Here is a 26,255-nt window from a genome sequence, read left to right as displayed (position 1 = left end):
CGCGCCCCCCGCGGGCGCGTGGATTGAAACAATAGCGCCGACGATAAAATCACGGACGCGCTCAAGTCGCGCCCCCCGCGGGCGCGTGGATTGAAACAGTGATAAGCCCCATGGAGTCTGCCATTTGTGCGTCGCGCCCCCCGCGGGCGCGTGGATTGAAACAACTAAGATTTGTGCGCCTCGCCTGACTTTGCGTGTCGCGCCCCCCGCGGGCGCGTGGATTGAAACGGATGTGAACCTTGACACCCATATCCATAAGGTCGGTCGCGCCCCCCGCGGGCGCGTGGATTGAAACCAGGTGAACTACAGCAAGCAAGGTAAACGCAACCGTCGCGCCCCCCGCGGGCGCGTGGATTGAAACAATCATCTCCATCACCCTCTACGGTTTTCGTGAGTCGCGCCCCCCGCGGGCGCGTGGATTGAAACTCGTAAGTGGTTGTGTGATCGTAGCCGCTTACCTGGTCGCGCCCCCCGCGGGCGCGTGGATTGAAACGGCAACTATAATACTTGGGAATATCCCAAGACAGACGTCGCGCCCCCCGCGGGCGCGTGGATTGAAACTAATAGACGTGTAGGACTGGTATAAACGGAGGACGTCGCGCCCCCCGCGGGCGCGTGGATTGAACATCGGTATCCATGGTGTGTACTCCTATTCCGTCTAGCTCCCGCATGCTATGCGCTCAGGAGCTTATTTTTTTGATGTCTCTTGTCCCCGGCTTATAAAGCAAAAAATCATGGCTGTGAATTATCTCGTGTTATACCTCAGATTGTGACCAAAATTACAAAGGCATAACTTATCCACAACACATTGACATTTACTAGCAAAACCTATTTAATAAGAAGTACCTTTAATGCAAAAAAATAAATAGGGGTGAGGAACGTTCATTATGTTTAATCTTTTGACCGGCTTAAACTTTAATCAAAGGCCTCAGGCTCTTTGTCGTGAGGTCATCTCTTCTCTTTGTAATAACACTGACTTTGATTCCGGAGTTGTGATTGACTTTACAAACAACTCCGTTTTTTGTTCCCAGGGAATCTCACCTTCGCAAATATATAAGCTTGACTTTGAAGAACTGGCTTTTGATGAGTTCACGGTTCTTTCTGCTGCTTCTCACCCTGCAGGTTTAGATGAGTTTTTCGTTGATCTGAAGGTTAAGACAGCGGTAGCCTTTCCTCTGTATAATTCCGGAGTGATTGTTGGTGTTTGTGTGCTTTTATCGCAAGCGCCTGTTTCTGATGCGGAGTCACTCCAGCAAGCTGCCAAGGAGGCCAGTTTGGTGATGTCCATGGCTTTGACAAGAGCTGGGGAGCAGGCTGAGGACCCAGTTTTTGATTGCACGCTGGTGGAAAATTTGCCGGCGATGGTTTGGCGTTCAGATAATAATGGGAAAATGTACTATTTCAATCAGTCCTGGCTAGTGTTTACGGGCCGGACCCTGGAAGAAGAGGTCGCCGATGGTTGGACCAAGGGTGTTATCCATCCGGACGATTTTGATACAGTCATTGAAAACTACATAGGTAGCTTAGAATCCAGAAAACCCTTTCGTCTGGAGTATCGTATGCGCCGTCATGACGGGGAATATCGCTGGGTAGCAGATTACGGGAATGCTTGCTATAACGCTGCCGGGGATTTCGCCGGTTACATCGGCTTTTGCTACGACATCACAGAGGAGAAGGAAGCCGCTCAGGTTATTCAAAATCGTCATGACGTCTACCGGAGTTTGTTTAAGAACAACCATGCGGTAATGCTGTTGATTGACCCGGAAACAGGAAGGATAGTTGACGCCAACCCGGCAGCCTGCAAATACTATGGATATACCAAGGAAGAATTGCGGGATAAAAAAATACAGGATATAAATGCTTTGTCGGAAGCAGAAGTCAAACAGGAAATGCAACGGGCAGCTAAGTTCAAGCGCAATCATTTTTCCTTCCAGCACTATTTGGCTAACGGCGAGTTGCGGGATGTGGAAGTGTACAGCGGGCCAATTAAACATAAAAACCAGGAAGTGCTTTATTCCATAATTCACGATGTGACAGAGGAAAAAAGGGCAATAGAGGAATTGAAAATGAGGAGTCGAGAGAATCAGCGACTGGCTAATAATGTTCGTCTGCTCCTGGACTCCTCTGGCGAAGGGATTATTGGCGTGGATCATCAGGGTCGGTGCATTTTTGCAAATCAGGCCGCCTGCAATATGCTCCAATATACTGAAGGTGAGCTGTTGGGCAAGGAGATGCACATTACGCTGCACCATTCCTACCCTGATGGCTCCGACTATCCACTAAAGCAGTGTCCAATAAGAGGGACTCTGTATACCGGCAAAAATGTTTTTATTGAGGATGAAGTTTTGTGGCGTAAAGATGGCTGGGCCATTGATGTGCGTTATTCATCCTGCCCGATGATAGAAAATGATATTATTACCGGCGCTGTCATTACATTCTCGGATATCTCTGAGCAAAAGGAAATGATTGCTGCACTAGAGGAGTCGGAGGAATTTGCCCGCTCCATTGCCAACGGGCTTTCAGCGCAGGTCCTGGTGCTGGATGAAGACGGCAATATAATCATGGCCAATAAGGTCTGGCAGAAGCAGTATTACCGTCGCTACTCCGATGCAAGTGAGACTGATTTTATCGGACGCAACTATCCCGATTTGTGTATGCAGCAAGTAGGTTTGACGGGTGCCAAGGGTATCCAACGGGTTCTTCGGGGGGAACAAGAAGAGTTTACGCTCGAATATGCTGAAGAGTTGGAGACCGAGACACGATGGTATTTTGCTAGGGTCCGCGAATTCCTCGGCAATGGTCGGGTGATTGTCACCCATGAAGATATTACCGAGATAGTGCGCAGCCGGGAGGCGGCGGAAGCGGCAAATGCGGCTAAAAGTCAGTTCCTAGCTAACATGAGTCATGAGATTCGAACACCCCTAAATGCGATCATCGGCATGACTGACCTGCTGTGGGAGCAGCCCATGACTGCTGAGCAGAAGAAATTTGTCCATGTGCTCCGCACAGCCGGCGACCATTTGCTGAGCTTGATTAACAACGTCCTCGACATGGCTCGAATCGAGCACGGGCATTTGAAGTTAGAGGAAAGTGAGTTTGATTTGGTTTCGCTGGTGGAGGACACCCTAGAGTTTATGGCCGTCTCAGCCCATCAGAAGGATTTGGAACTCAACAGTCATATTCCCAACGACTTGGCACGTAAACGCATTGGCGATGCCAATCGTCTGCGTCAGGTATTAGTGAATTTGATTGGTAACGCGATTAAATTTACCGAGCAGGGTGAAGTGACCCTGCGGGTCCGGGAAGGCGATACCGGACATGTGAGTTTTGAGCTTTCCGACACCGGTATTGGTATTCCCGCAGATAAATTGGAGAACATCTTTAAGGACTTTGCCCAAGTTGAGACTTCAGCGAAGCGCAACTATGGTGGCACAGGCCTCGGTCTGACGATATCTCGACGCTTGGCCAAGCTGATGGGGGGAACAATTGTCGCAAAGAGCGAAGTTGGCAAGGGGAGCACGTTTACATTAACTGTGCACTTGCCGTCATTGCCACAGGAGGATCCTGCTCCGGCACTGACCGCTTGCCTGGATGGCCCGGTCTTGATTATCGATGACAACAGCACCAACAGGGTAATTGTGCGGGAGCTCCTAGCTGGTCAGGGGGTTGAAGTTGCTGAGGCTGAAAACGGCTCAGACGGGCTCAAGGAGCTGGCGCGGGCCCGGGCTGCCAACAATCCCTACCAGCTGATTGTCTTGGACCGTTGGATGCCCGGTATGGATGGGTTCCAGGTGGCAGAATCGATAATAGATAAGGGGTATGCCGAGCAGGCGCCAATAATGATGCTCACCTCCAACCAGAAGTTGACTGATGTGGAGCGCTGTCGGGCGATGGGCATCTCAACTTATCTAAGTAAGCCAATCAAGCGCAATGAACTATTTGGAGCAATTAAGAAGGTTGTAACCGGAAATGGACAGACGTCGGAAGTATTAGATTCAGCTGAAACAGCGGCACCTGATGTCGCAGGTGAGAAAAGATTACTTCTGGTCGATGACTCCCCTGATAACCTCTTGTTGATGCAGCGCTTCTTGCAAGATGCTGATTTGATTGTGGATGTTGGGGAAGACGGTGTCCAGGCGGTGGATATGTTTAAGAAGAACAAGTATGACTTGGTATTGATGGACATCCAGATGCCGAATATGGACGGGTTGGAGGCCACAGCCACGATCCGTCAGTGGGAGGCGACCCACGACATGCAGCCCACGCCGGTAATTGCCCTCACTGCCTACGCGTTCCAGGAGGATATCGACAAGTGTCTGGCCGCCGGATGTGATGCACATTTGGCTAAGCCGGTGAAGAAAGATAAACTGTTGAAGTTTATTGCTGACTGGTTGGATAATGATTGAAGGTTGACGCCCACACGGGCGTCTTTTTTTATCGGTCCAAGGGACTAGTGGGAAAATAGGCCTTTTGGCCGAGGGGTAAATCAGCCTTCTACCCGATTATCTTTTACCCGGGGCTGGCTATAATTAAGACAAGAAATTGAGCTGGAGGTAATACAGATGAAATTTGCTGTTGAAGTTAAGGATTTTCGCAAGCAGTATGGTGAGTTTACCGCTGCTGATGGCATCAGCTTTCAGGTGCGCCCGGGTGAGATCTTTGGTCTGCTTGGTCCCAACGGCGCCGGCAAGACCACAACCCTGGAATGCCTGGAGGGGATGCGCAAGGCAGATAGCGGCAACCTGCAGGTGATGGGTGTCGACCCGGGCCGGGAGTTTCGCAAGTTGCTCCAGGTGGTGGGCGTGCAGCTCCAGACCGGAGCGCTCCCGGGCAATATGACCGTCGCCGAAGCGATGCGCCTGTTTGGCAACTACCGCGGCGTTACAGTCGAAAACGGCATCCTTGATCGCCTCGGCCTCGCCGAGAAGTTGAACTGCCAGTACCACGCCCTCTCCACCGGCCAGAAGCGCCGCCTGGAACTGGCCCTTGCCGTAGCCCATCGCCCGCGGGTAGTGTTCCTGGATGAGCCCACAGCCGGCTTGGATGTTTCCACCCGCCAGGCCCTGCACCAGCTGATGCGGGAGCTGAAAGAAGCGGGCACCACAATTGTCCTCTCCACCCACGACATGGCGGAGGCCGAGCAACTGGCCGACCGGGTCGCCATCATGCTCCGGGGCCAAATCGTCGCCGTCGGTACCCCCCGGGAGCTGACCGCCACCGGCCAGGGCCTGACCAAGGTTTCGGTGCGCTCAGCCGGCGAGAGTCTGGAGACTGTGAGCTTAAGCGGCATCACCCAGACTTTGCGTCAAGAAGAATACCATGTCTATCTGACCGAGAAGCCGGGACCGCTGGTCACGACAATCATCAATCATATTGAAGCCGCTGGTGATGAGCTGATTGACCTGCGGGTGGAGCGCCCCTCACTGGAAGAACGATTCCTGGAACTGACCCGGGAAACTGCGTAAGCAAGAATATATTTGGAGGTAATGATAATGAAAGCATTTGCCAGCCACTTTGGTTATGAACTCTCCCTGGGCGTGCGCAACCGCACCCTGTTAATCATGAACTACCTGATGCCCCTGGGCTTCTTCGCCCTGATGGGCGTGATGATGGCCGACATCAATCCCGATTACGGCCTGCAGATGGTCCCAGCGATGGTGGTCTTTGCCGCCCTCACCAGCACCATCATGGGCCTGCCCGGTCCGATGGTGGAAGCCAAGGAAGGGGAGATCCTCCGCAGCTACCGGATTAACGGTGTGCCCGTCGGCTCGCTGCTTGCGATTCCCGCCATCTCCACCGCGTTGCACATCACCCTCGCCGCGGCAATCGTCACCGCCACCGCACCATTATTCTTCGACGCTCCCTTGCCTACTGAGTGGCCCGCCTTTTTCCTGGTGTTCTTTGTCTTCCTCTTTGCAGTGAGCGGTGTTGGCACCTTAATCGGCGTCATTGCCGCTAACAGCCGGGTGACCGTGCTCTGGCAGCAGCTGGCTTATCTGCCCTCGATGATGCTGGGCGGCCTGATGATGCCCGGCGACATTCTGCCCGAGGTTTTAGTCCGGGTCGGACATTTGCTGCCCGCCTCCTGGGCGATGCAAAGCTTTTTGGGCCTCGCTTATGGTCGGGAGACCCTGTATGAGCCCCTGTGGGGCGTCGGCGTGCTCCTGGTCGGTGGTATCGCCGCCTATGCCCTGGCCGCCTGGCTCTTTGCCTGGGACTCCAAGAACAGTGGCCGCCGCGGCCATCCGGCCCTCGCTCTTCTCGCACTCTTGCCCTACCTCTTGGGCGCGTTGATTCTAGTATAGGGATTGGCTAAAATCACTGGCATCCGTGTCGTCCGACACGGATGCTGGTGCAGGGGGCCAGATTATGGATGCGAAAATTACCGTGTTGTTAGTTGATGACCATAAACTGTTCCGTCGCGGGGTGCGGCTGTTTCTGGAATCATGTCCTGATATACAATTGGTTGGGGAAGTGAGCAGCGGTGAGGAAGCCATTCGGTTCCTTGCTGGCCAGTTCGCGGATGTGGTCTTGCTGGATGTGGAGATGCCGGGGATGGATGGCGCAGAAACGGCCAAGGAAATTTCTATCCGCTGGCCCGGGATCCGGATTCTGATGTTTTCGTCCCGGGGTAGCAAGCAGAAACTCGCTAAAGCCCTGGAAAGTGGCGCCGCTGGGTTTGTGATGAAGGACGCGCCGCCGGAAGAACTTGTCGCTACAATCCGAAAAGTAGCTGCAGCAAACTAGTTATTCCCGGTTCTCATTTCAGTTTGGTTACGAACTATTTTGGGAGCCGGGGTTGAATATTTAGGTAGACGTGGACGTAAGGTCCGCGGATTAGGAGGATTAAGATGCGTAAAGAATTCAGGGAAGTCAGTGTGTTTTTCTGCACAGTAATGTTTCTAAGCTTTTTTGTGTTTTGGGGACCGATTGCGTTTTTCAAGATTCCCACTATCAGCTTTGCTGTTGGCCCCGTGGGGCCGATATGGGCGATTATACCGTTTATTATCGGGGGCTTTGTACCGTCCCTGGTCGGCATTGGTTTGACAGCTGTCTATGAAGGGCGCAAGGGTGTCCGGGAGTTGCTCCGCTCCTCTGTGCAGGTTGGAATTGGTGGCAAATGGTTTTTGTTTATCTTGACTATCGCCGCGTACTATACATTTTCCTTGATACTACTCAATGTGGTCACGGGCCAAAGCTTTGATTATGCGCAGTTTTGGCTGCAGTTGCCGACTTTGCTGCCCCTGATTATTCTCGGGCCTGTATCTGAAGAGTTCGGGTGGCGCGGATTTGCCATCAAACGAATGTTGAAGCTTACCAGCGCCAACACAACCAGTCTGGTTATCGGTCTAATCTGGTCATTATGGCACCTTCCTCTGTTTTATGCGGTGGGCAGTTCCCAGTTTGAACTCGGCATGCCCTTTTTACCCTTTCTGCTGTCGGTGACCAGTAGTTCTTTCATTTACACTTATGTTTATCTGCGGACCAATCGGTCAGTATTTTCAGCGATATTCTTCCACTGGGTTTATACCTATGCCCTGACGGTGGTAAGCAGCGGCATTACCCGCACAAGTTTGTATAACTGGTTGGAATGTGTTCCCGCTGTTCTTATAGGCTTGGTTTTCGCCTTGATTATGGGTAAATCTCGGAGTTCAACAATAGAAGGTGCGGATAAAGTAAGTTAAGTGGCAGTGAAACCAACATAGACCCGGATCCTTATGTGGAGGATTCGGGTTTTGTTGTTTGGTGGCCACACGCAGTTGACAAGCGGACTACTAGGTGCTACTATATAGTAGTAGTAAGTAATACTCAATATCAGTCATACAGAATAGGAAGGGGTAATTATTCTGGTAAACCTAACGGAAATGCTCAAAGGCGTGCTTGAGGGCTGCGTCCTGGAAATTATCAGTCGCAAAGAAACCTACGGCTACGAGATTACGCGGAAGTTGAACGCCCTTGGCTTTACAGATGTTGTCGATGGGACAGTCTATACCATCTTGGTACGACTCGAGAAAAACAAGTTGGTGGAGATCACAAAAAAGCCATCGGATAAGGGACCGCCACGGAAGTTTTTTACGCTCAACGACGCGGGGCGTGAGGAGCTCCGGAGGTTCTGGCAAAAATGGGAGTTTGTTGAGTCAAAAGTTAACGAGTTAAAGGAGGAGAGTCAATGAACTTTTGGGAAAAAATCACAGGCAATGACATGACAAAAGAGTTTAAAGCTTTTGAGTCGCGGGTCAAAAAACTGCCGGCTGATTATCAAGCGGCTTGGGAGGAAATTGATGATAACCTCTGGCTGCACTCAGATTTTACCGGACGCAACCTGATGCCAATTCTTGACGGTGTTCTTGGCCTGCTGGAAGAAGCGGCGGCGGACGGCCAAAGTGTCCAAGAGGTTTTTGGTGACGATATCAAAGGCTTCTGTTTAGCGGTGGCCGGCGAAGAAGGAGCAAAGTCTTATCGCGACAAGTGGCGTGAGCAGCTCAACAAAAATATCGCAAAAAAATTGGGAAAATAGGAGGATAAAATGAGCATACAAGATATCATCGAAGGCAAAAAAGAGTGGCGAGCGCATGTGGCGCGGGTCAAAGCGCTCCCGCAGGATTATCAGATTGTTTATAAAGAGATTCAAAAATATCTCTTTAAGGTCGGCCCGGTTGAGCTAACCGAAGGCACGGATTTGCTCTCGGGGATTGTCGATCTCTTTGAAGAGGGTGTGGCCATGGGAAAAGGCGTGCTGGAAGTGACGGGCAGTGACGTGGCGGCCTTTTGCGATGATCTAATCAAGGATTCACCAACTTACGCGGACATCTATCAACAATCTGTTAATCAAGAGGTAAACAAGGCCATGAAAAAGGCCACCGATAAAACAAAGTAAAGGGGGGTTATCAGATGGAAACAGCTATTGAAGTGAAGGGGCTGCAGAAATCTTTTAAGGACACAGAAGTCCTGAAGGGCGTGGATTTTGAGGTGCGGAGCGGCGAAATTTTTGCCCTGCTGGGATCTAACGGCGCGGGCAAGACGACAATTGTCAAAGTTCTCACCACGCTGCTTAAGCAGGATGGAGGCACTGCCAGCGTTAACGGCTTTGACGTTGCCTCAAAGCCAGGCCTTATACGCCAGTCTATCAGCCTGACGGGGCAGTTTGCTGCCGTGGACGAGATCTTGACCGGACGGGAAAACCTTATTATGATCGCCAGGCTGCGGCATCTAGAAAATCCCCGTCAGATTGCAGACGATCTGCTGAAACGCTTCCGGCTGACCGATGCCGCCGACCGCAGGGTTTCCACCTATTCAGGCGGTATGCGCCGCCGGCTCGACATCGCCATGAGCCTTGTGGGGACGCCGCAGACTATTTTTCTCGACGAGCCGACAACGGGGCTGGACCCAGAAGGGCGGCTTGAAGTCTGGGAAACCGTCAAAGAGCTAGCAGCCGGTGGCGTGACAATCCTGCTAACAACACAGTATCTGGAAGAAGCGGAACAGCTTGCTGATAGAATTGCCATCTTGCATGGTGGCAAAATTATCGCAAACGGGTCGCTTGAAGAACTTAAAAAGCTGTTTCCGGATGCAAAAGTGGAGTACATTGAAAAGCAGCCTAGCCTTGAGGAAATATTCCTTACAATCACCAGCAAAAGGGAGGAGAAGTAAATGGAAGCAACAACGAAATACTTTTTCACCGATATGAGAGTGATGCTTGGACGTTCCATGCGCCATATTTTCCGCAGCATGGACACAATCATCACAGTGGCCATCACTCCGATTGCGCTAATGTTGTTGTTCGTCTACGTGTTCGGCGGCGCTATTCAAACCGGCACGGACAACTACGTGAATTACCTGCTCCCCGGCATCCTGCTGATTGCGATTGCAAGCGGTACAGCCTATACGGCTTACCGTCTGTTTATGGACATGCAAAGTGGCATCTTCGAACGCTTCCATTCGATGCCGATTGCTCGCTCCGCTGCGCTGTGGGGGCATGTGCTGACCTCGCTGGTTTCCAACGCAATTTCGGTGATTGTAATCATTCTCGTAGCGCTCATGATGGGCTTTCGCTCGTCGGCAGGAGTATTTTCATGGTTTTCTGTTGCTGGTATACTCGCTCTGTTTACACTGGCCTTGACATGGATCGCGGCAAGTGCTGGACTGTCGGCAAAATCGGTGGATGGTGCTGGCGCCTTTTCCTACCCGCTGATCTTCCTTCCCTTTATCAGTTCGGCGTTTGTGCCCACCGAATCGATGCCGTCAGTTGTTCGTGTCTTTGCCGAAAATCAGCCAGTGACTGCAATCGTTGAAGCCATCCGCGCGCTCCTGGCGGGGCAACCAGTTGGAAATGATATTTGGGTAGCGCTGGCGTGGTGCTTCGGGATACTGGTCATTGGGTATCTGTTTGCGATGCATGCATACAAACGGAAAGCAGCATAATGTTTGCAGGTATTAGCATGGTCGTAGTCAGCAAAAACAGCAAGCAAAGGGATGGTAGAGTGTCTAAACACGAGTGGATATTATGCCCGGTCTGTAGCAACAAAACACGGGTCAAGATGCGTGAGGATACGGTGCTTGAAAACTTCCCGCTATTTTGTCCCAAGTGCAAACAGGAAACGATAATCAATGTAAAAGAACTGCATATGTCAGTTATTAAAGAGCCAGACGCTAAGACGCAGAGCCGATAACCGTGGGTAATTTCAGGGTTGTCGGCTTTGTTTATGTGAAAGTCTCTGGCTGTTGCCAGGGACTTTTAATGTACGGAAGTCTGATGCGGCAATAGACTAAGGAAGGATTTACCGGTATAGAAGGGGAATAGTATACATAAATTCTTGGTGCCCTGTGTGGGGCGCATGGGATGGAGGCATTTATTCTATGAGTAATAAGATACAATTGCTGATTGTTGATGACCATCCGTTGTTTCGGCGTGGCGTACGCTTGTTCCTGGAGACCAACTCCGACCTGGAATTGGCGGGAGAAGTGGATGGGGGCGCCGAAGCCCTAGAGTTTTTGGAAGGACAGCCGGTGGATGTGGTGCTATTGGACCTGCAGATGCCAGGCATGGACGGGATTGAGACAGCTCGGGAGATAACGGTCCGCTGGCCCGAGGTGCGACCGCTGATGCTCACATCCTTTGGGAGTTGGGAGAAGGTTTACCAGGCCCTGAAAAGTGGCGCCGCCGGCTATGTGCTGAAGGATGCGGAGCCGGAGGAGTTGGTGGCGGCGATCCGGGCAGTGGCTGCCGGTGGCAGTTACTTGGGCCCGCAAGTGGCAGCTGAGCTTTTGCAACATGTAGGTAGCGATGCCACGCCTGTTGAGAAGGAGAGCAGTTTGCCCGAACCCCTGTCGGCTCGGGAGAAGGAAGTGCTGACTTTGGTGGCCCGGGGCATGGGCAACCGGGAGATTGCCGAAAAGTTATTTGTGAGCGAAAAGACGGTCAAGACCCATGTCGCCAATATCCTGCAGAAGCTGAATGTCAAGAGCCGCACCCAGGCGGCGCTCTTGGCGATGCGGGAAAACCTGATTGATGAGGTGGAATCCGATGGCGGGCAATGACGAGCGTCGTCTGGGTGGAAAGTCAGAGTTAAGACGGTCAATCCTGACTAACACCGGCGCCGGCAGTCTTTTTGGCCTGGTGTTTGCAATTATCTTTTTGCAGTTTAACGATGCGCCCTGGCCTAATGTCTATTTTGTCGCCGGCATCACAGCATTTGCCGGGGCGTGCTCCGGTCTGTCCAGTATGGGCGCGACCTTGTTGGATCAGCGTCTTGTGGCGTGGGGAATGAAAAATAATCAGCACCGGGCTATGATCAGCTTTGCCGTGGTAAGCGTTGGGACCTTTGGCCTTGCTTTTATTATCGCTACTTTCTTGGGGTTAGTTGTCCCCGACCCTCAACTTCAACTATATGTGGTTTTCGGCGTGATTGCCGGACTGCTTTTCGGTGCAATTGTCGCTGTAATAAGTTATCGCAATGATAAAATCCGGGAGCAGATGTTGCGGCTGGAGATGGAAAACCGTCATTTGGCAGAACTGGCCTCCCGGGAGGAACTGCTCCGGGAGGCAGCCCGGAACTTGGCAGTGGCTGAGGAGCGCAACCGCATGGCCCGGGAGCTCCATGATTCAATTTCTCAGGGGGTGCATGGGATTGTCTACTCTCTGCGCTCGTTGGAGAGATTGCTGGAAGACAATTCCCGCGGACTGGAGATACTGGGGCACTTAGAACAAACTGCAGATGGAACCTTGAAAGAGCTGCGCCGTCTGGTGATGGAGCTCTCGCCATCACCCCTGGAAGACCAGGGGCTGGAGGAGGCGTTGCAGCTGCATTGCGACCTTTTTGCCCGCCGCCAGCAGTTGGAACTGACCCTGGATTTGGACTACCACGGTGGTCTGACGCCGGAGCAGGAAGTGGCAATATATCGAATCACCCAGGAGGCCCTGACCAATATCTACAAACACGCTGAAGCCAAGCAGGTGTCAGTGGCTTTAAAGGGTGGCGCCGGCAGAGCACAGCTTGTTATTCAGGACGATGGCAAGGGCTTTGAGCCGGAGACTGCCACAGGTGGCCACGGTCTCGCCAACATGGCTACTAGGGCCAGGCAAAATGGCGGCAATTTCGAACTGGAGGCAGCCCCCGGGCAGGGGACGCGGTTGAGGGTAAGTTTTGTTCACTAAAAGACCAGGGGGAGCGGAAGCGTATCGTATCCGTCGCCCCTGGTCTTTTGTGTCTCGCTGGAAAAAAACAAGCCCCATGGGGGCTTGAGGGAATGAAGGGATTAGCTTGTAATTAAGCAAGCTTGCGGTTACGTAGCAGGGCAAGGCCGCCAATGACCAGTAGCAGGCCTAGCAGGATATAGAAGTAAACATTGGTTCCGGTCTCGGCCAGTTCATCTTCTTCGTCTGCTGCTTCAACTTCGAAGATTCCAAACTCGCTGAAGCCGGTCAATTTGACGCGGATGACCTTGTTTTCGGTGTCTACTTCCTGGTCTGGGAGCAGTTCCCATTCCTCCTTGGTTTCATTGAAGCGGAACAATCTAAGTTGGGTCTCATTCATGCCCGGAGGAATATCGTCCAAGTCATAACTCACTTCCAGGGTGATCTCGCAATCGTTCAGTTCGCCGCGGACTACATTGATGTCCATATAAATGCCTGCGGGCTTGGCGTTGGCCGGGTTCGGATTATCTGAGCTGCCCTTGCGCCGGAAGCTGATGTCTGCATCCAGTTCGTTATCTGAGCTGAAGGTCAGTTTTGTCGAAGGATATTCCAATGTAGCTTGGTACCTGCCATCTACCAAGTTGGAAACCAGTGGCCTGACAGGTGTGGAGATATGTGTTTCAAAGACCGGGTCAACGTAATCAAACTCATCGGGATAGAGTTCCCGGTCAAAATTGAGGTAGTAAGCCAGCTGTTCGTTTTCTCGGTCAAGAATTTGGACAAAAACTTCATGGGTGCCATCGTTATGGCTCCAGGTTAACTCATAGAGGCCGGGCTCTGTTTCCCTGACGCTGAGCACGGTGCCAATTGTTCGTTCGCCGCCATTGGGAAGGCGTTCTAATACCTGAAAATCGGTTTTGGTTAAGCCACGGGCCGGTTCCCCGAGAATGTATTCGTCAATCATGGAGCATTCAGCGGTGACTATCGTGCGGCTTTCTGCATGGTCCGCCCGGGCAGTGATGGTGGCTGTACCGTCTTCATTGTCAGCTGTGAACTTGGCCCAGCCAGTGATCGTCTCGCTAATTTCTTCCCCGACTATCGGGTGACAAATTTCCTCTGAGTGCCACAACCCTTCATCTGTTTGTACCCAAATCTGCAAATGATTGAGTACCTTTGGCCCGTAAAAATTGCGCCAGCTTTGGGGAGCACCGGGTTCAATCTCGACAATTTCCACGGTTTCGCCGCTTGAAATTGCTATCGATTCTCCGCCTATGAGGGGGAATTGCTCCCGCTGTTCACCGTCCTGATTGCTCCATTCTCCTGTAGGCTGTACCACTGCCGGACCGTAAATAGTCACGTCGGTGCCGGAGTCATTGGTCAGTCTAAGGAAAATGCTATCGCCTGGTTCTGAGGGCTCGGTGCTCAGGGAGAGTTCATAATTTACCGGATCTTTGGGGGTAATAGTATGTTCGGCAATGTTTTCTAAGCGATGCCAGCCGACATCGGCAATTTGGATCCAGGCCGCAATCTTCATCGTGTGGTCGGCTGTGTCAAATGAGCGCCAGGTGTCAGGCAAGCCCGGGGCCAGCACAGCAATGGTTTCCGTTTCCTTAGCGTTGATGGTGATGCTGTCTTCGCCGTCAAAGAGCACATCCCCTGTTTTTGAATCCAGCTTAGTTCTGCTGAACACCACATCAGGGGCACCGTCAATGTGAATCGTAACTTGGATTTCGAGATCAGTAATCTCTATTGCTTCATCGCTTGTGTTTGTGAGCTCAAGTTCAATCGCTTCACCACCTGTGCTGCTGCCGTCTTCCAGTACATAGAGATCAGTCACGGTCTCGGTCTCCGCTCCCAGTACACCGAACAGGCCGACAACCAGGGAGCAGGCCAGGGCAAGAGTCAGGATCTTTTTCAACTCGATTCCTCCTTATTAAAATATTCACTTAGGGGCTGTCCAACTGCTTGACGCTACTAAACAACTCCTTTCCGCTAATGAATAGCAAAACAGCATCAAACAATGTTAAGTAATATCGGGTAATTCTCTTTATTTGTACAATTATGACATATCTGCTTTACCGTTTCAACTTAATAAACCAACTGTCTGGGTTTTTTTGTGTACAGGCAGGAATTTGGGCGGGAATATAGAACTCTATTCTGAACAAAAGTTTAGGACAATTGTTCAGTCTAATATTCAGGAGGGATTGAAGTGAATTATCCAGTAATCAAGGGTGCCAGTTACGCGCTTGTTCATGCCGCCAATTTGTTGCTGAGCCAGGGCACCACCCAGACCCTGGAAAGGGCAAAGAACCCAGACTCTGAGTACCTACGTAATTTGCCGGAGCATTTACGTAGTTTTGAGCAAGTGGTGAACTATGCGCCAAACCAGGCCTATATTGGCAACATGCGCCCGGACAGTTTGCGTGATGTCGCTAAACCCTGGTATGAAAATTCGCCAGCGGCTTCTGCCCGTGGCGAGTATGGTGAAATTATGTCCGAGGATTTATTCTATGGGCTTCTGAAGTTGTCCGATGCCTTTGACCTGGTACTGCTGGAGCAGTCATTCGTTGACGAGCTTGCGCCCAAGCTTGCCTCCCATCCCCTCTTTGCCGACGCTTCCTTGGCAGGGGTAGAAGTGGCCGAGATTGAGCGCTATGTATCCCAGTTGGGTGCGGAAGGTCTCTACTGGCAGGATAAGTTGGTGGGCTGTGTCAAGCGAGCTCATGATGTAGACCCCAACCTCAATGCCCACGTTATGTTGGAGAACCTGGTCGCCAAGGCCTCGGGGGTTCTGGCCCTAAAAAATTTGCTGGCCGTTAGCGAAGTGGAGGCCGGGGAGATAGATTATATTATCGAGGCCTCGGAGGAAGCCTGCGGCGACATGAACCAGCGGGGCGGCGGGAACTTTGCCAAGGCCATCGGTGAAATTGCCGGTTGTGCCAATGCCACCGGCTGCGACGTGCGTGGATTTTGTGCCGCTCCGGCCCATGCCTTGGTGGTGGCCGCTGCCCTAGTCCAGGCAGGCGTGTATAAAAATGTTGCCGTGGTTGCCGGTGGCGCCACAGCCAAACTGGGAATGAACGGCAAGAGCCATGTGGAAAAGGGTATGCCGGTGCTGGAAGACGTGCTGGGGGCATTTGGCGTTCTGGTCAGCACCAACGATGGCAAGAACCCGGTTATTCGCACGGATGTAGTCGGACGGCATAATATTGGCCGTGGTTCATCACCCCAGGCGGTTATTCAGGCGCTGGTTGCCGATCCGCTGGGTATAGCCGGATTGAGTTTTGATGCAGTGGACAAGTATTCGGTGGAGATGCAGAACCCGGAAGTTACCGTTCCTGCCGGTGCCGGCGATGTGCCCGCCGCCAATTACAAAATGATTGGCGCCCTGGGTGTCAAGCGCGGGGATTTGGAGCGCAGCGCCCTGCCCGCCTTTGTAGAGCAGCACGGCATGCCTGGATTTGCCCCCACCCAGGGACACATCCCCTCAGGGGTCCCCTTTGTTGGCCATGCCCGGGAGATGATCCTGGCTGGTGATATACAGCGGGCGATGATTGTCGGCAAGGGCAGTCTGTTTTTGGCCCGGATGACCAACCAGTTTGACGGCGTGTCATTTGTGATTGAAGCCAACAGTGGTAAGCCGGAGGCGGTCGCCGACACCGATGCTGTCAAGCAGGTGGTGGCCCAGGCCATGCGGGATGTGGCCCAGCGCCTGGTTGCTGGTGATGACGATGAGTAAAACGACCCGTAAGGAAGCCGGTAAGCTTTTCAATCAACTGGCCGACGCGTTGGAAACGGGTAAATTTGGCGGTAGCGCCCGGGTGGTGTTGACCACAGTGGGCAGCGAACTGGGACCAGAAGAACTGGTCCGGGGCGCCGAGCTGGCAGCTCAGCAATCCGACCTTCAGGTTGTATTGGTGGGGCCCAAAGTTGATACCGAACTGGAACTGATCGAAACTGAGTGTGAGGTCGAGGCCCACAAGATAATGGAGTCGCTTTTGGCCAGCGGCGAGGTCCAGGCCGCTGTCACTTTGCATTATAATTTCCCCCTGGGCGTGGCCACTGTTGGCCGGGTATTGACCCCTGCCCGGGGCAAGTCGATGCTTCTTGCCACCACCACCGGCACCGCCGCTGCCGACCGGGTTCAGGCCATGGTTCTTAATGCCATTGGCGGTCTCGCCGTGGCCAAGTCTTTGGGGCTCAAGCGTCCAACACTGGGGATTCTCAATGTGGACGGCGCTCGGCAGGTTGAGCGAATTCTCCGCAGCCTGCAAGAGGCGGGCTATGGGTTTAACTTCAGTGAGTCGGTGCGCAGCGATGGCGGCGCGGTGCTCCGGGGCAACGACCTCCTTACTGCCAGCGCCGATGTGGTTGTCTGCGATACACTCACAGGCAACTTGCTGATGAAGATGTTCTCTGCCTTTACCAGCGGCGGCGCCTACGAAACCCAGGGCTGGGGTTATGGCCCCGGGGTCGGCAAGGGCTTTGGCAAGGTGATTAACATCATCTCCCGGGCCTCGGGCGCACCGGTTGTGGCCGGCGCCATTGCCTACGCAGCCCAATGCGCCCAGGGTAAGCTGGCGGAGCGGACGGCTGCCGAGTTCGACGCTGCCGGCAAAGCCGGCCTGGAGCAGCTATTGGCGGGAGCGGCAAAGCCTGCAGCTGCGGCAGAAGAGGTTAAGCCGCCTGCGAAGAAACCGGTAACGGCAGAAATTGCCGGGATCGATATCTTAGAGCTGGAGGTTGCGGTCCAGGCCCTCTGGCGGGACAAAATCTATGCCGAGACCGGTATGGGCTGTGCCGGACCGGTAATTATGATTGCTCCGGAAGATGAATCCAAGGCCCGTGCAATCCTGGCAGAACAAGATTATATCTAACCGGTAAGGGTTTACAGATAAGAGTTTAGTGTGCAACAATAGGATGGGAGAGGATAATATGAGCGAAAAATACGATGTGCTAATCATTGGGGCGGGACCCGGCGGTCTGGCAGCGGGTATTTATGCATCCCGTTCCAAGTTAAACACTTTAATCATCGAAAAGGGTGCCCCTGGCGGTCAGGCGGCCACCACCGAGGAGATGGAGAACTATCCTGGCTTCTTTGATGGCACCACCGGGCCGGAATTGACAGCGGAAATGCATAAGCATGCCAGTCACTTTGGCTGTCAGTTTGTCAAGGATGAGGTTATGAGCGTGGATTTTTCCGGCTTTGAAAAGCTTGTAAAGACCAAAAAAGGCGAGTATGTCGCCAATGCCGTAATCATCGCCACCGGCGCTGAGCCACGTCAGCTGGGACTACCCGGCGAAAGCGAGCTTAAGGGCAAAGGTGTGTCCTACTGTGCGACTTGTGATGCCGACTTTTATGAGGATCTGGATGTAGTCGTTGTCGGCAATGGCGATGCTGCCATCGAGGAGGCAATGTATCTGACCCGGTTCGCCGCCAAAGTCAGTATCATCGTAATCCATGATGAGGGCGTGTTGGATGCCACCAAGGTTATTCAAGAGCGGGCGTTCAAGAATCCCAAGATTGAATTTGTCTGGAATTCAGTGCTGGAATCAATCAATGGCGACGGGATTGTTGAGTCCGTGACCGTAAAGAATCTGAAGAACGGTGAGACCTGGGATTTGGAAGCCAACGGCGTATTTATGTTTGTCGGCACTCTGCCCCGGACCGGATTCCTTGATGGGATTGTTGAGCTTAATGAACAGAGGTATATAGTCGCCAATGAAATGATGGAGACTTCTGTGGACGGTGTTTACGCTGTAGGCGATGTGCGCACTAAGTTTTTGCGCCAGGTTGTGACTGCCGCTGCTGATGGCGCTGTTGCCGCAGTTGCTGCCGAGAAATATATTCATGAGGAAGCCAATTTCCAGGCAGAGGTGTTGAATCAGGCCAAGCCGGTGGCAGTGTTGTTTTGGAGCCCGATGCACCAGGCCAGTTTGGAGCAGGTGCCTGCAGTGGAGGATTTTGTCGCCAAGCACAGTGAAGAACTACAGTTGGTAAAGATAGATACGTACCGCAACCAGCGGATTTCCCGTCGTTATGAGATATCTGAGTTGCCAACGGTGGTCCTCTTTGCTGGCGGTCAGCCGGTGGCCCGGACCAGCGGCCAGTTGAGCGAGCAAGCTTTGGCCGCACTAATTAAAGAATATAAGGGAGTGTAGCATATGTTGGAACTGAACAAAGAGAATTTTGAAGAGCAGGTGCTGAACAGTCAGGGTTTGGTATTGGTGGATTTCTGGAGTCCCAAATGTGAACCTTGTATGGAGCTAATGCCTCATGTTACCGAATTGGCCGGGAAATATAAGGGGGTTAAATTTGGCAAGGTAAACATTTTGGAGAACCGCCGCCTGGCCATCGGCCAGAAGGTGCTGGGGCTGCCCACCATTTTGATTTACAAGGATGGCGAAAAGGTGGCGGAACTGAGCAAGGACTTTACGATAGAAGATGTGGAAACAACGCTCAAGGAGCAGCTGGGCTAAATAGGAAACGGTAGGCATGGAGCCTGCCGTCTTTTTATTCTGGTTCGACGATCTGTCGGGCTGGAAAAACGGGATCTGCTTCAAAGCGATTTTACTTCGTTAAACAAAAATCGGGAAAAAGTTCCGTCTACAGGCAGGAATTTTGCTTCCAGGGGAAGAATACTTGAATTGAACATTGGTCATGAACAATTGTTCAACATGAGGGGGGAGATATATCGGCTGAGGTCTACGATTTTACCCTGGGAGTACTTGTGGTTTTTGTTGCACTGAAACAGGTCATTTTAATCGGCACAAGTATGATATAAGAGGGAGAGATTTCTAATGAAGAAGTTTTTAGTGTTACTTCTGGCGCTGATGATGGTCGCCGCAGTTGGCTGCGCCGAGCTGGAACCGATCGACGTTGACAGCGGCGGCGATGAAAGCGGCGGAGAAGGAGAAGTCAAGAACGTGATTCTGCTTATTGGCGATGGCATGGGCGTGGGCCATGTTGAGTTTGCCCGGCTTTTTAATGCTGAACCGGGTGAATTGCTGCACATGGAGCAGGTGCCTGTAACAAGTTTGGTGCTGACCGCTTCCGCTGACTTCCATGTTACCGATTCAGCTGCTGCGGCCACTGCGCTTGCCACCGGTCATAAGACAAACAACGGCATGCTGGGTGTAAAACCAGACGGAACGCCAGTAAAGTCGCTGGCCCAGGCCGCTATGGAAGCTGGCAAGGCTTCTGGTATTGTAGTTTCTAATACAGTTTACGACGCTACTCCTGCCGGTTTCGCTGCTCATGTTGATAGCAGGGCCGCTTCCGAAGAGATAGCCACTCAGGTCTTTGAAACCGGCCTTGATGTATTGCTGGGCGGTGGCCGTGATCGCTTTTTGCCTGAAGGTGAAGAAGGCGGGCGTCGCACCGATGGTCGCAACCTGGTGGAGGAGGCAATTGAGCAAGGTTATACCTATGTAGCGGACCGTGATGAACTGGCTGCGGCTAGCGGCGAAAAACTCCTGGGACTGTTCAACACCGGGCACCTGAACTATCAGCTGGACCAAGCGCTGCTCAACACCAATGAGCCTTCTCTGGCTGAGATGACCAGCAAGGGGATTGAATTCCTGAGCCAGAATGAAAACGGATTTTTCCTGATGGTTGAAGGGTCAAGAATTGACCATGCGGCCCATGCCGCTGACGTCCCTGGTGTCATCGCTGAAATGAAAGACTTTGACGCTGCCGCAAAAGCCGCTTTGGACTTTGCTCGGGAGCGTGATGACACCCTGGTTATTATTACAGCCGACCATGACACTTATGGCTTTGCCGTAACCGGTCCGTTGGACTTTGAGCTCATCGAAGGTGTAAACGCTTCACCGCCATTCATCATGGCTCAAATTGACAAAGATGAAGACAATAATTTTGTCGTCGAAAGTCTGCGTGAAGTTATCGACACTTACACTGGTATCAGCGACCTTACCGATGATGAAATAGAATATCTGCAAGAAGTCTCGGAGCTGCCCACCTTCCTCTCTGGTGGCCGCCTGGGAGATATTGTCGCAAAGCGTGCCAATGCCGGCGTAATTTACGGCCCGATCCGCGACATCTGTCCCACCGAAGGACACACTGCTAATCCAGTGCCGTTATATGCCTATGGCCCTGGAGCGGAGTCCTTTGGAGGCCTGCTGGACAACACTGATGTGGCACGTATTATTGCCGAGTTGCACGGAGTCACCCTGGACGATTAATTCGTAGTGGTTATTTAGTCGACCACCTGCGTGCTTTATATACACGCCCTCGGTCGCTGCTATTGCTTAATCTGAATTGGGAGGGCACTGCCCTCCCAGTTTTATTGCTACAGATATAAAAAATTTTTTTGGTTCTTGGGCAGGAATTCGCGAAGGACAGAGCGAATGGTAATACTGAACAAAAGTTTTGGACAATTGTTCAGTCTAATAAGGAGGCGAGAGATGTGCTGTATTTTACTGCTCAGGAGTGTACCGAATGTTACGCTTGTCGCTTGAAGTGCTCCTTTGTCAAGGAAAAAGAATATAATCCGGCAAAGGCGCGCCTAGGTATCGATGGCAAATGGCCCCGTTTACCGGAGCTTAAGAACTGCCGTCAGTGCAAAAAGCCGGCCTGCGTGGAAGTATGTCCGGTAACCGCTTTGACCCAGGCTGAGGACGGAGTTATCGCCGTGGACTACGATTTGTGCACGGAATGTGGGCTCTGTGTGGAGGCCTGTCCATTTGATGCTGTCCTGACTTTTGAAGGAAAGATTCACATCTGCGACACCTGCAACGGAGAGTATCACTGCACCAAGGTGTGCTCTACCGGCGCAATTTCCCGGGAAAGGAGGAGCAAGTAATGTACGAAGCCTATAATCGCAAACTTTTGCGGGTAAACCTCACGGACAAGTCCTGGCAGATAGAGGAGATTCCCACGGCTGTGTTGGAGAATTACGTAGGTGGCATGGGCACCGGGGTCTGGTATCTAACCCAGGAGGTGGACCCCAAAGTCGATCCCCTGGAAGCGGAGAACAAGCTGATTTTCACCACCGGGCCGCTATCCGGCACTGGCGCTCCTCTGTTTGCCCAGGCAGCCCTTGTTACCAAATCTCCCTTAACCGGCGGCGTCATCAATTGTTACTGTGGCGGCAATTTTGCTCAGAAGATTAAGGGCACAGGGTTTGATTTGGTGATCTTTGAAGGCGCCTGCGAGAATTTATCTTATGTCCTGATAACACCGGTGGGTGTAAAGTTTGTGGAATGCCCCGAGCTCCAGGGCAAGGGTGTAAATGCCGTGGAGGACCACATGCGCGACCAGGAAGGGGAGGAATGTGGCACTGCAGCCATCGGTCTCGCGGGTGAAAGCCAGGTGCGCTTTGCCGCGATTATCGCTTCGACCCGGGTCTTTGGCCGCGGCGGTTCTGGTGCTGTCATGGGCAGCAAGAATCTTAAAGGGGTTGCATTTAAAGGTAATCTCGGTGTCAAAGTCAATGATCCCGAGACCTTCGGCGCCAAAGTAGACGAGGCCTTCGCTAAGTTTAAGCAGGCCACCGAGAACCAGTTCAACCTTCTGGGTGTGTTCTCCCGTTACGGCACCGGCGGCGGCATGAGTCTGATTAACGAGCGCTACGCTCTTGCGACCAAGAACCACAAATATGCACACTTCGCCACCGGCGATAAGATTGATAGCTCGGCCTACCATAAGCTGGCCCGCTCCCGTCGGATTGCCTGCTTTGGTTGCCCGGTTCATTGTGGACAGCTCCACGCCTTCGAAGGCGAAAAGGATGGTCTGTTTACCCGGGGACCCGAGTATGAAACCATGTATTCCCTGGGCTCCGATTGTTTCAACGATAATCCGATGGTTCTGGCCCGGGCCCATGAATTGTGTGAGGAATACGGTATGGATACCCTTTCTGCTGGTTGCACGATTGCCTTTGCCATGGAATGCTTTGAGCGCGGTCTACTTAAGCCCGAGGAAGTGGGCTTTGACTTAGAGTTTGGCAACGGTGAAGCAATCCTCAAAGCCCTGGAACTGATGGCTAGACGGGAAGGCGTCGGCGATATGCTGGCTGACGGCACCCGGCTGATGGCTCAGCGGATTGGCCAGGGGAGTGCTGACTTTGCCATGAACTCTAAGGGGATGGAGTTTGCCGCCTGGATGCCCCAGCGCATGGCCGGGATTGCCCTCACCTTTGCCACCTCCAACCGGGGCGCCTGCCATAAGCGTGGGCCAATCGGTATGGAGTTGATGGGTGAAATACCCATGGAATCTACCGAGGGTAAGGCCAAGGTTGTTCGGGAAATACAGGATATCGTCAATGCTCTGTTCACATTGGTTAGCTGTCGGTTCGCGGATTTCGAGCTGCCCCATACCCTATTTGTGGAACTGCTGAACGCGGCCACCGGTATGAACAAGGATCTCGAAGAGTTCCGCCTGATTGGTGAGCGGATTTGGAATCTGGAGCGTATGTACAACCTGGCTTCGGGCCTCACCGGTGACCAGGATATGCTGCCAGAACGCTGCTTTGAGCCAATTGAAGTTGAAGGCGAGGAAAAGGCCCTTGACCGGCAAGCATTTATCAACATGCTGCAGGAATATTACCAGGTCCGGGGTTGGGATACAGATGGCGTGCCCACTGCTGAAACCTGTGAGCGCCTGGGAGTAGAACTCCCTTGGAAATAAAGGTTCGCTTTTTCTCCTTCTTTCAGGAATATGCGCCGGCACCGGAACTTACGGTGACCTTGCCTGAGGGCAGCACTGTTGCCGAGCTGCTGGCGCAGTTGGGAGAACAGCTGGGGGAACGGTTTGACCGGGAAGTGGCCCGGGAGGCTGCGACAAACGACCAGCTGCAGGCCCTGATCTGGGTGGGCGCCAATAATATTCTTGGTTCCAAGCAGCTGGCCACCTCCCTGCAGGACGGAGATTACGTGAAATTTCTGCCGCCGATGGCCGGCGGCTAGATTAAAGGAGGTCAGTCAATGTCTAAGAAAAGAGCCTTGTACTACATCAATCAGTTTTACGCCGGAATTGGCGGCGAAGACAAAGCAGATATTGGGTTACAGGAATACGACCAAAAGCTGGGGCCGGCTCTCGGTATGGATAAGTTTTGGCAGGATGAGATGGAAGTGGTAAAAACCATTGCCTGCGGTGACAACTATTTTAATGATGATGACAAATTCGAGGGATTATTGCCTCGCCTGCGGGAAATTATTCAGGAGGTCAAGCCTGACGTAGTGATTGCCGGGCCCGCCTTCAACGCTGGGCGCTACGGTGTTGCCTGCGGCAAGTTCGTAGATTTTGTGCGTCGGGAGTTTGGGATTCCCGCAGTAACCGCCATGTATTGGGAGAACCCGGCGGTGCCAATGTTTGTATCTGATAACTATATCATCCGCACACCGGAAACAGCAGCCGGTATGCGTAAGGCCCTGCCACCGCTGGCCGCATTTGCCCTCAAGCTGGCAAAGGGAGAGGAAGTTGGGCCCGCCCGTCTGGAAGGTTACTTCCCCCGGGGCTATCGCTACAACGAATGGCATGAAAAGACTGCAGCCCAACGGACTGTGGAACTGTTGCTTAAGAAATTGCGGGGCGAAGAATATGAGACCGAAGTGCCGCTGCGCGGCTTTGAGCAGGTGCCACCAGCACCGGTTCTTGAGCAGCCTGAAACCAAAACATTTGCCCTGATTACAACCGGCGCTTTGGTGCCCACCGGCAACCCGGATGGGTTAAAGCAGGCCTTCTCCACCAGCTACGGCAGCTACAGCCTGGAAGGACTGGAAGAGTTAGCTGCCGGCGAGTATGAGTCTATCCACGGTGGTTTCGACACTACTTTGGTTAATGAAGACCCGTCCCGGGTAGTGCCTTATAGCCCCCTGCGCGCTTTGGAGCAGGAAGGGAAGATTGGCCGCGTTTATCCCAAGTTCTACTCGACCGCTGGTGTTGGCACCAACATTAAGACCAGTGAAGGATTAGGCGCGCAAATCGCCGCTGAGCTTCTGGAAGCGGGTGTGCCGGCAGCGATTCTTACTTCCACGTGAGGTACTTGTACTCGTTGCGGTGCAACGATTACCAAGGAACTCGAACGTGTGGGCATCTCTGCTGTCCTGATCACCGCCTTTACATCCATTGCCCTGTCGGTAGGGGCCAACCGGGTCATTGCCGGCAACCAGTTCACATCGCCGGCAGGAGCGCCGGAACTACCGGCTGACCGGGAGAAAGAGTTCCAGAAGCAAATGCTCCTGAAGGCTGTGGAGGCATTGCAAACACCGGTAGAAGAGCCGACACTGTTTCATGTCCGGTTGGAAAAGGAGGAAAGATAATGGAACTGACCAGAAAATACTATCGGGTTCAGTCTGCCGCCTGGGGCGCTCAAACAGCCCTGGAATCGGGCAAGCTGACCATAAATAAAGAAGAGATTGAGCGACTGGCCGCCGAACAGACCGAAAATATCGAAAGAATTGAGTTCCATTTGGTCCACCCGGGCGAGTCCACGCGGATAATTCACCTTTTGGATACATTGCAGCCTATGGCCAGGCTTGACGGCCGCGGCGTGCCATATTCCGGATTCTTCGGCTCGCCGGAGATGATAGGCGAAGGCACTACCGCTGTTTTAGACGGTTTTACCGTCATGCAGTCGGCGCCCTTGCCCTGGGACAGCGCCAGTGCCAGCAGCGGCCTCTTGTATCCCCGGGAAGCAATCATGGATATGACAGGACCGTACAAGGGGATCACTCCCTTTTCGGAGACTGTGAATCTGGTAATGACCTATGAGCTGAAACCCGGCAAATCTGCTGAAGAGTATGACCGGGATATCCGGCTCTCCAGCTTAAAAGTAGCCGAATACCTGGCTGCTAAGGCAGCTCAGGGTGAAGCAGATGACGAGGAATTGTTCTCCATCGAAGAGACAAATCCAGATCTTCCCAACGTGGTTTTGGTCTGGCAGGTGCAGAACCAAGGTGTCTACGCCAACACATTCCTCTATGGCAAGGATGTGGAGGAGCTGGTGCCGACGGTTCTTCATCCAAATGAGATGCTGGACGGCTGCGTTGTCAGCGGAAACTATGTGTGGCCAGCCTTTAAGGTTCCCACCTATCTACATGTGAATCACCCGATTCTGTTGGACCTCTACCGCCGTCACGGCAAGGATTTGAACTTCAAGGGCGTCATTTTCTCCCGCAGCCACAACCCCACCCATTGGCATAAGGTGCGTTGCGCCGGGGTCTGTGTGAAGCTGGCCCGGATGCTCAAGGCCGACGGACTTGTCATGGCCTGGGAAGGTGGTGGCAACGCTGCCACCGACGGCATGCTGACAATCCAGCTGGCGGAGAAGGCTGGGATCAAGGCTTCCACCGTAACCTTTGAATTCGGCGGCGCTGATGGAACCGAGGGAATACTCCTGGTTGACGATGTCCCTGAGGCCGACGCAATTGTCAGCGGCTCCAGCATTGAGAAGCCGGTGCAGCTGCCCCGGATGGATAATGTTGTTGGGGGCCCTAAGCTTCGTCTTGATAAAGAAGCCGGCGGGCGGTTCCCTGACGCTCTTGACCCAATTGAATTTCCCACCACCACATTGCTATACTGTTCCGGCAATCAGTCGGGGCACAGCCGCTTCTTCGCGGAAGCATATTAATTAGCACAAATTCGAAACTGAGAAAGGAGTAC

The 26,255-nt window shown here is 52.8% G+C and carries 24 protein-coding genes and 1 CRISPR repeat array; of the genes, 23 read left to right on the top strand and 1 reads right to left on the bottom strand.

Annotated features, from left to right (window positions below; genetic code table 11):
* Window position 1 precedes the first annotated feature (1 nt).
* Window positions 2-627: a CRISPR direct-repeat array (repeat unit 29 nt; unit sequence GCGCCCCCCGCGGGCGCGTGGATTGAAAC).
* Between the two features lie 260 nt (window positions 628-887).
* The 13 genes from FH749_03970 (at window position 888) to FH749_03910 (ending at window position 12,655) form a co-directional block, all read left to right on the top strand.
* Entirely contained in the window at window positions 888-4,406 is a 3,519-nt protein-coding gene (locus FH749_03970) for a PAS domain S-box protein (protein MTI94634.1), read from the top strand.
* A 156-nt stretch (window positions 4,407-4,562) separates the two neighbouring features.
* Window positions 4,563-5,465 (top strand): ABC transporter ATP-binding protein, encoded by a 903-nt coding sequence (locus FH749_03965; protein ID MTI94633.1) that lies wholly within the window; start codon window positions 4,563-4,565, stop codon window positions 5,463-5,465.
* Window positions 5,466-5,486: 21 nt separating this feature from the next.
* Window positions 5,487-6,305, top strand: a complete 819-nt coding sequence (locus FH749_03960) for an ABC transporter permease (GenBank protein MTI94632.1) — start codon at window positions 5,487-5,489, stop codon at window positions 6,303-6,305.
* A 64-nt stretch (window positions 6,306-6,369) separates the two neighbouring features.
* Window positions 6,370-6,747 carry a response regulator transcription factor gene (locus FH749_03955; GenBank protein MTI94631.1) on the top strand — a complete coding sequence of 126 codons (378 nt, stop codon included), beginning with the start codon at window positions 6,370-6,372 and terminating at the stop codon, window positions 6,745-6,747.
* Between the two features lie 104 nt (window positions 6,748-6,851).
* On the top strand, window positions 6,852-7,685 hold the full coding sequence (locus FH749_03950) for a CPBP family intramembrane metalloprotease (GenBank protein MTI94630.1): 834 nt from the start codon (window positions 6,852-6,854) through the stop codon (window positions 7,683-7,685).
* 162 nt (window positions 7,686-7,847) lie between these two features.
* A complete protein-coding gene (locus tag FH749_03945; GenBank protein ID MTI94629.1) occupies window positions 7,848-8,174 on the top strand; it encodes a PadR family transcriptional regulator in 327 nt (108 codons plus the stop codon).
* Window positions 8,171-8,518, top strand: a complete 348-nt coding sequence (locus tag FH749_03940; GenBank protein ID MTI94628.1) for a DUF1048 domain-containing protein — start codon at window positions 8,171-8,173, stop codon at window positions 8,516-8,518. Before FH749_03945 ends, FH749_03940 begins: the two co-directional genes overlap by 4 nt.
* A gap of 9 nt (window positions 8,519-8,527) precedes the next feature.
* Window positions 8,528-8,878 carry a DUF1048 domain-containing protein gene (locus FH749_03935; protein MTI94627.1) on the top strand — a complete coding sequence of 117 codons (351 nt, stop codon included), beginning with the start codon at window positions 8,528-8,530 and terminating at the stop codon, window positions 8,876-8,878.
* Between the two features lie 14 nt (window positions 8,879-8,892).
* Complete coding sequence (locus tag FH749_03930) at window positions 8,893-9,651, top strand: ATP-binding cassette domain-containing protein (protein MTI94626.1); 759 nt, start codon at window positions 8,893-8,895, stop codon at window positions 9,649-9,651.
* Entirely contained in the window at window positions 9,652-10,422 is a 771-nt protein-coding gene (locus FH749_03925) for an ABC transporter permease (protein ID MTI94625.1), read from the top strand.
* Between the two features lie 59 nt (window positions 10,423-10,481).
* Window positions 10,482-10,670 (top strand): conjugal transfer protein, encoded by a 189-nt coding sequence (locus tag FH749_03920; GenBank protein ID MTI94624.1) that lies wholly within the window; start codon window positions 10,482-10,484, stop codon window positions 10,668-10,670.
* A 187-nt stretch (window positions 10,671-10,857) separates the two neighbouring features.
* Complete coding sequence (locus FH749_03915; GenBank protein ID MTI94623.1) at window positions 10,858-11,538, top strand: response regulator transcription factor; 681 nt, start codon at window positions 10,858-10,860, stop codon at window positions 11,536-11,538.
* Window positions 11,510-12,655 (top strand): sensor histidine kinase, encoded by a 1,146-nt coding sequence (locus tag FH749_03910; GenBank protein MTI94622.1) that lies wholly within the window; start codon window positions 11,510-11,512, stop codon window positions 12,653-12,655. Before FH749_03915 ends, FH749_03910 begins: the two co-directional genes overlap by 29 nt.
* A gap of 112 nt (window positions 12,656-12,767) precedes the next feature.
* On the opposite strand, the gene FH749_03905 is transcribed toward FH749_03910, so the two are convergent.
* Window positions 12,768-14,552 (bottom strand): LPXTG cell wall anchor domain-containing protein, encoded by a 1,785-nt coding sequence (locus FH749_03905; protein ID MTI94621.1) that lies wholly within the window; start codon window positions 14,550-14,552, stop codon window positions 12,768-12,770.
* Between the two features lie 291 nt (window positions 14,553-14,843).
* Between FH749_03905 and FH749_03900 the strand changes: the two genes are divergently transcribed.
* From FH749_03900 to FH749_03855, 10 genes are all read left to right on the top strand, one after another.
* Complete coding sequence (locus tag FH749_03900) at window positions 14,844-16,373, top strand: glycine reductase (GenBank protein ID MTI94620.1); 1,530 nt, start codon at window positions 14,844-14,846, stop codon at window positions 16,371-16,373.
* A complete protein-coding gene (locus tag FH749_03895) occupies window positions 16,366-17,511 on the top strand; it encodes a glycine reductase (protein ID MTI94619.1) in 1,146 nt (381 codons plus the stop codon). The genes FH749_03900 and FH749_03895 overlap by 8 nt, the downstream gene beginning before the upstream one ends.
* Window positions 17,512-17,569: 58 nt before the next feature.
* Window positions 17,570-18,796 carry a thioredoxin-disulfide reductase gene (gene trxB, locus FH749_03890; protein MTI94618.1) on the top strand — a complete coding sequence of 409 codons (1,227 nt, stop codon included), beginning with the start codon at window positions 17,570-17,572 and terminating at the stop codon, window positions 18,794-18,796.
* Window positions 18,797-18,799: 3 nt separating this feature from the next.
* A complete protein-coding gene (locus tag FH749_03885; protein ID MTI94617.1) occupies window positions 18,800-19,114 on the top strand; it encodes a thioredoxin in 315 nt (104 codons plus the stop codon).
* Window positions 19,115-19,435: 321 nt separating this feature from the next.
* Window positions 19,436-20,836 (top strand): alkaline phosphatase, encoded by a 1,401-nt coding sequence (locus tag FH749_03880; protein ID MTI94616.1) that lies wholly within the window; start codon window positions 19,436-19,438, stop codon window positions 20,834-20,836.
* A 122-nt stretch (window positions 20,837-20,958) separates the two neighbouring features.
* Entirely contained in the window at window positions 20,959-21,456 is a 498-nt protein-coding gene (locus FH749_03875; GenBank protein MTI94615.1) for a 4Fe-4S dicluster domain-containing protein, read from the top strand.
* The gene (locus FH749_03870; protein MTI94614.1) at window positions 21,456-23,279 is read left to right on the top strand and encodes an aldehyde ferredoxin oxidoreductase; all 1,824 of its coding nucleotides are present in this window, start codon (window positions 21,456-21,458) and stop codon (window positions 23,277-23,279) included. The genes FH749_03875 and FH749_03870 overlap by 1 nt, the downstream gene beginning before the upstream one ends.
* Entirely contained in the window at window positions 23,270-23,557 is a 288-nt protein-coding gene (locus FH749_03865; GenBank protein ID MTI94613.1) for a MoaD/ThiS family protein, read from the top strand. The genes FH749_03870 and FH749_03865 overlap by 10 nt, the downstream gene beginning before the upstream one ends.
* Before the next feature lie 18 nt (window positions 23,558-23,575).
* Entirely contained in the window at window positions 23,576-24,913 is a 1,338-nt protein-coding gene (locus FH749_03860) for a glycine/betaine/sarcosine/D-proline family reductase selenoprotein B (GenBank protein MTI94612.1), read from the top strand.
* On the top strand, window positions 24,913-26,223 hold the full coding sequence (locus FH749_03855) for a glycine reductase (GenBank protein ID MTI94611.1): 1,311 nt from the start codon (window positions 24,913-24,915) through the stop codon (window positions 26,221-26,223). The genes FH749_03860 and FH749_03855 overlap by 1 nt, the downstream gene beginning before the upstream one ends.
* The last annotated feature ends 32 nt before the right edge of the window (window positions 26,224-26,255 follow it).

The sequence above is a fragment of the Bacillota bacterium genome (assembly GCA_009711825.1).
Taxonomy (GTDB): Bacteria; Bacillota; Proteinivoracia; order UBA4975; family VEMY01; genus VEMY01.
This window is presented reverse-complemented; position numbering and strand designations above follow the sequence as displayed.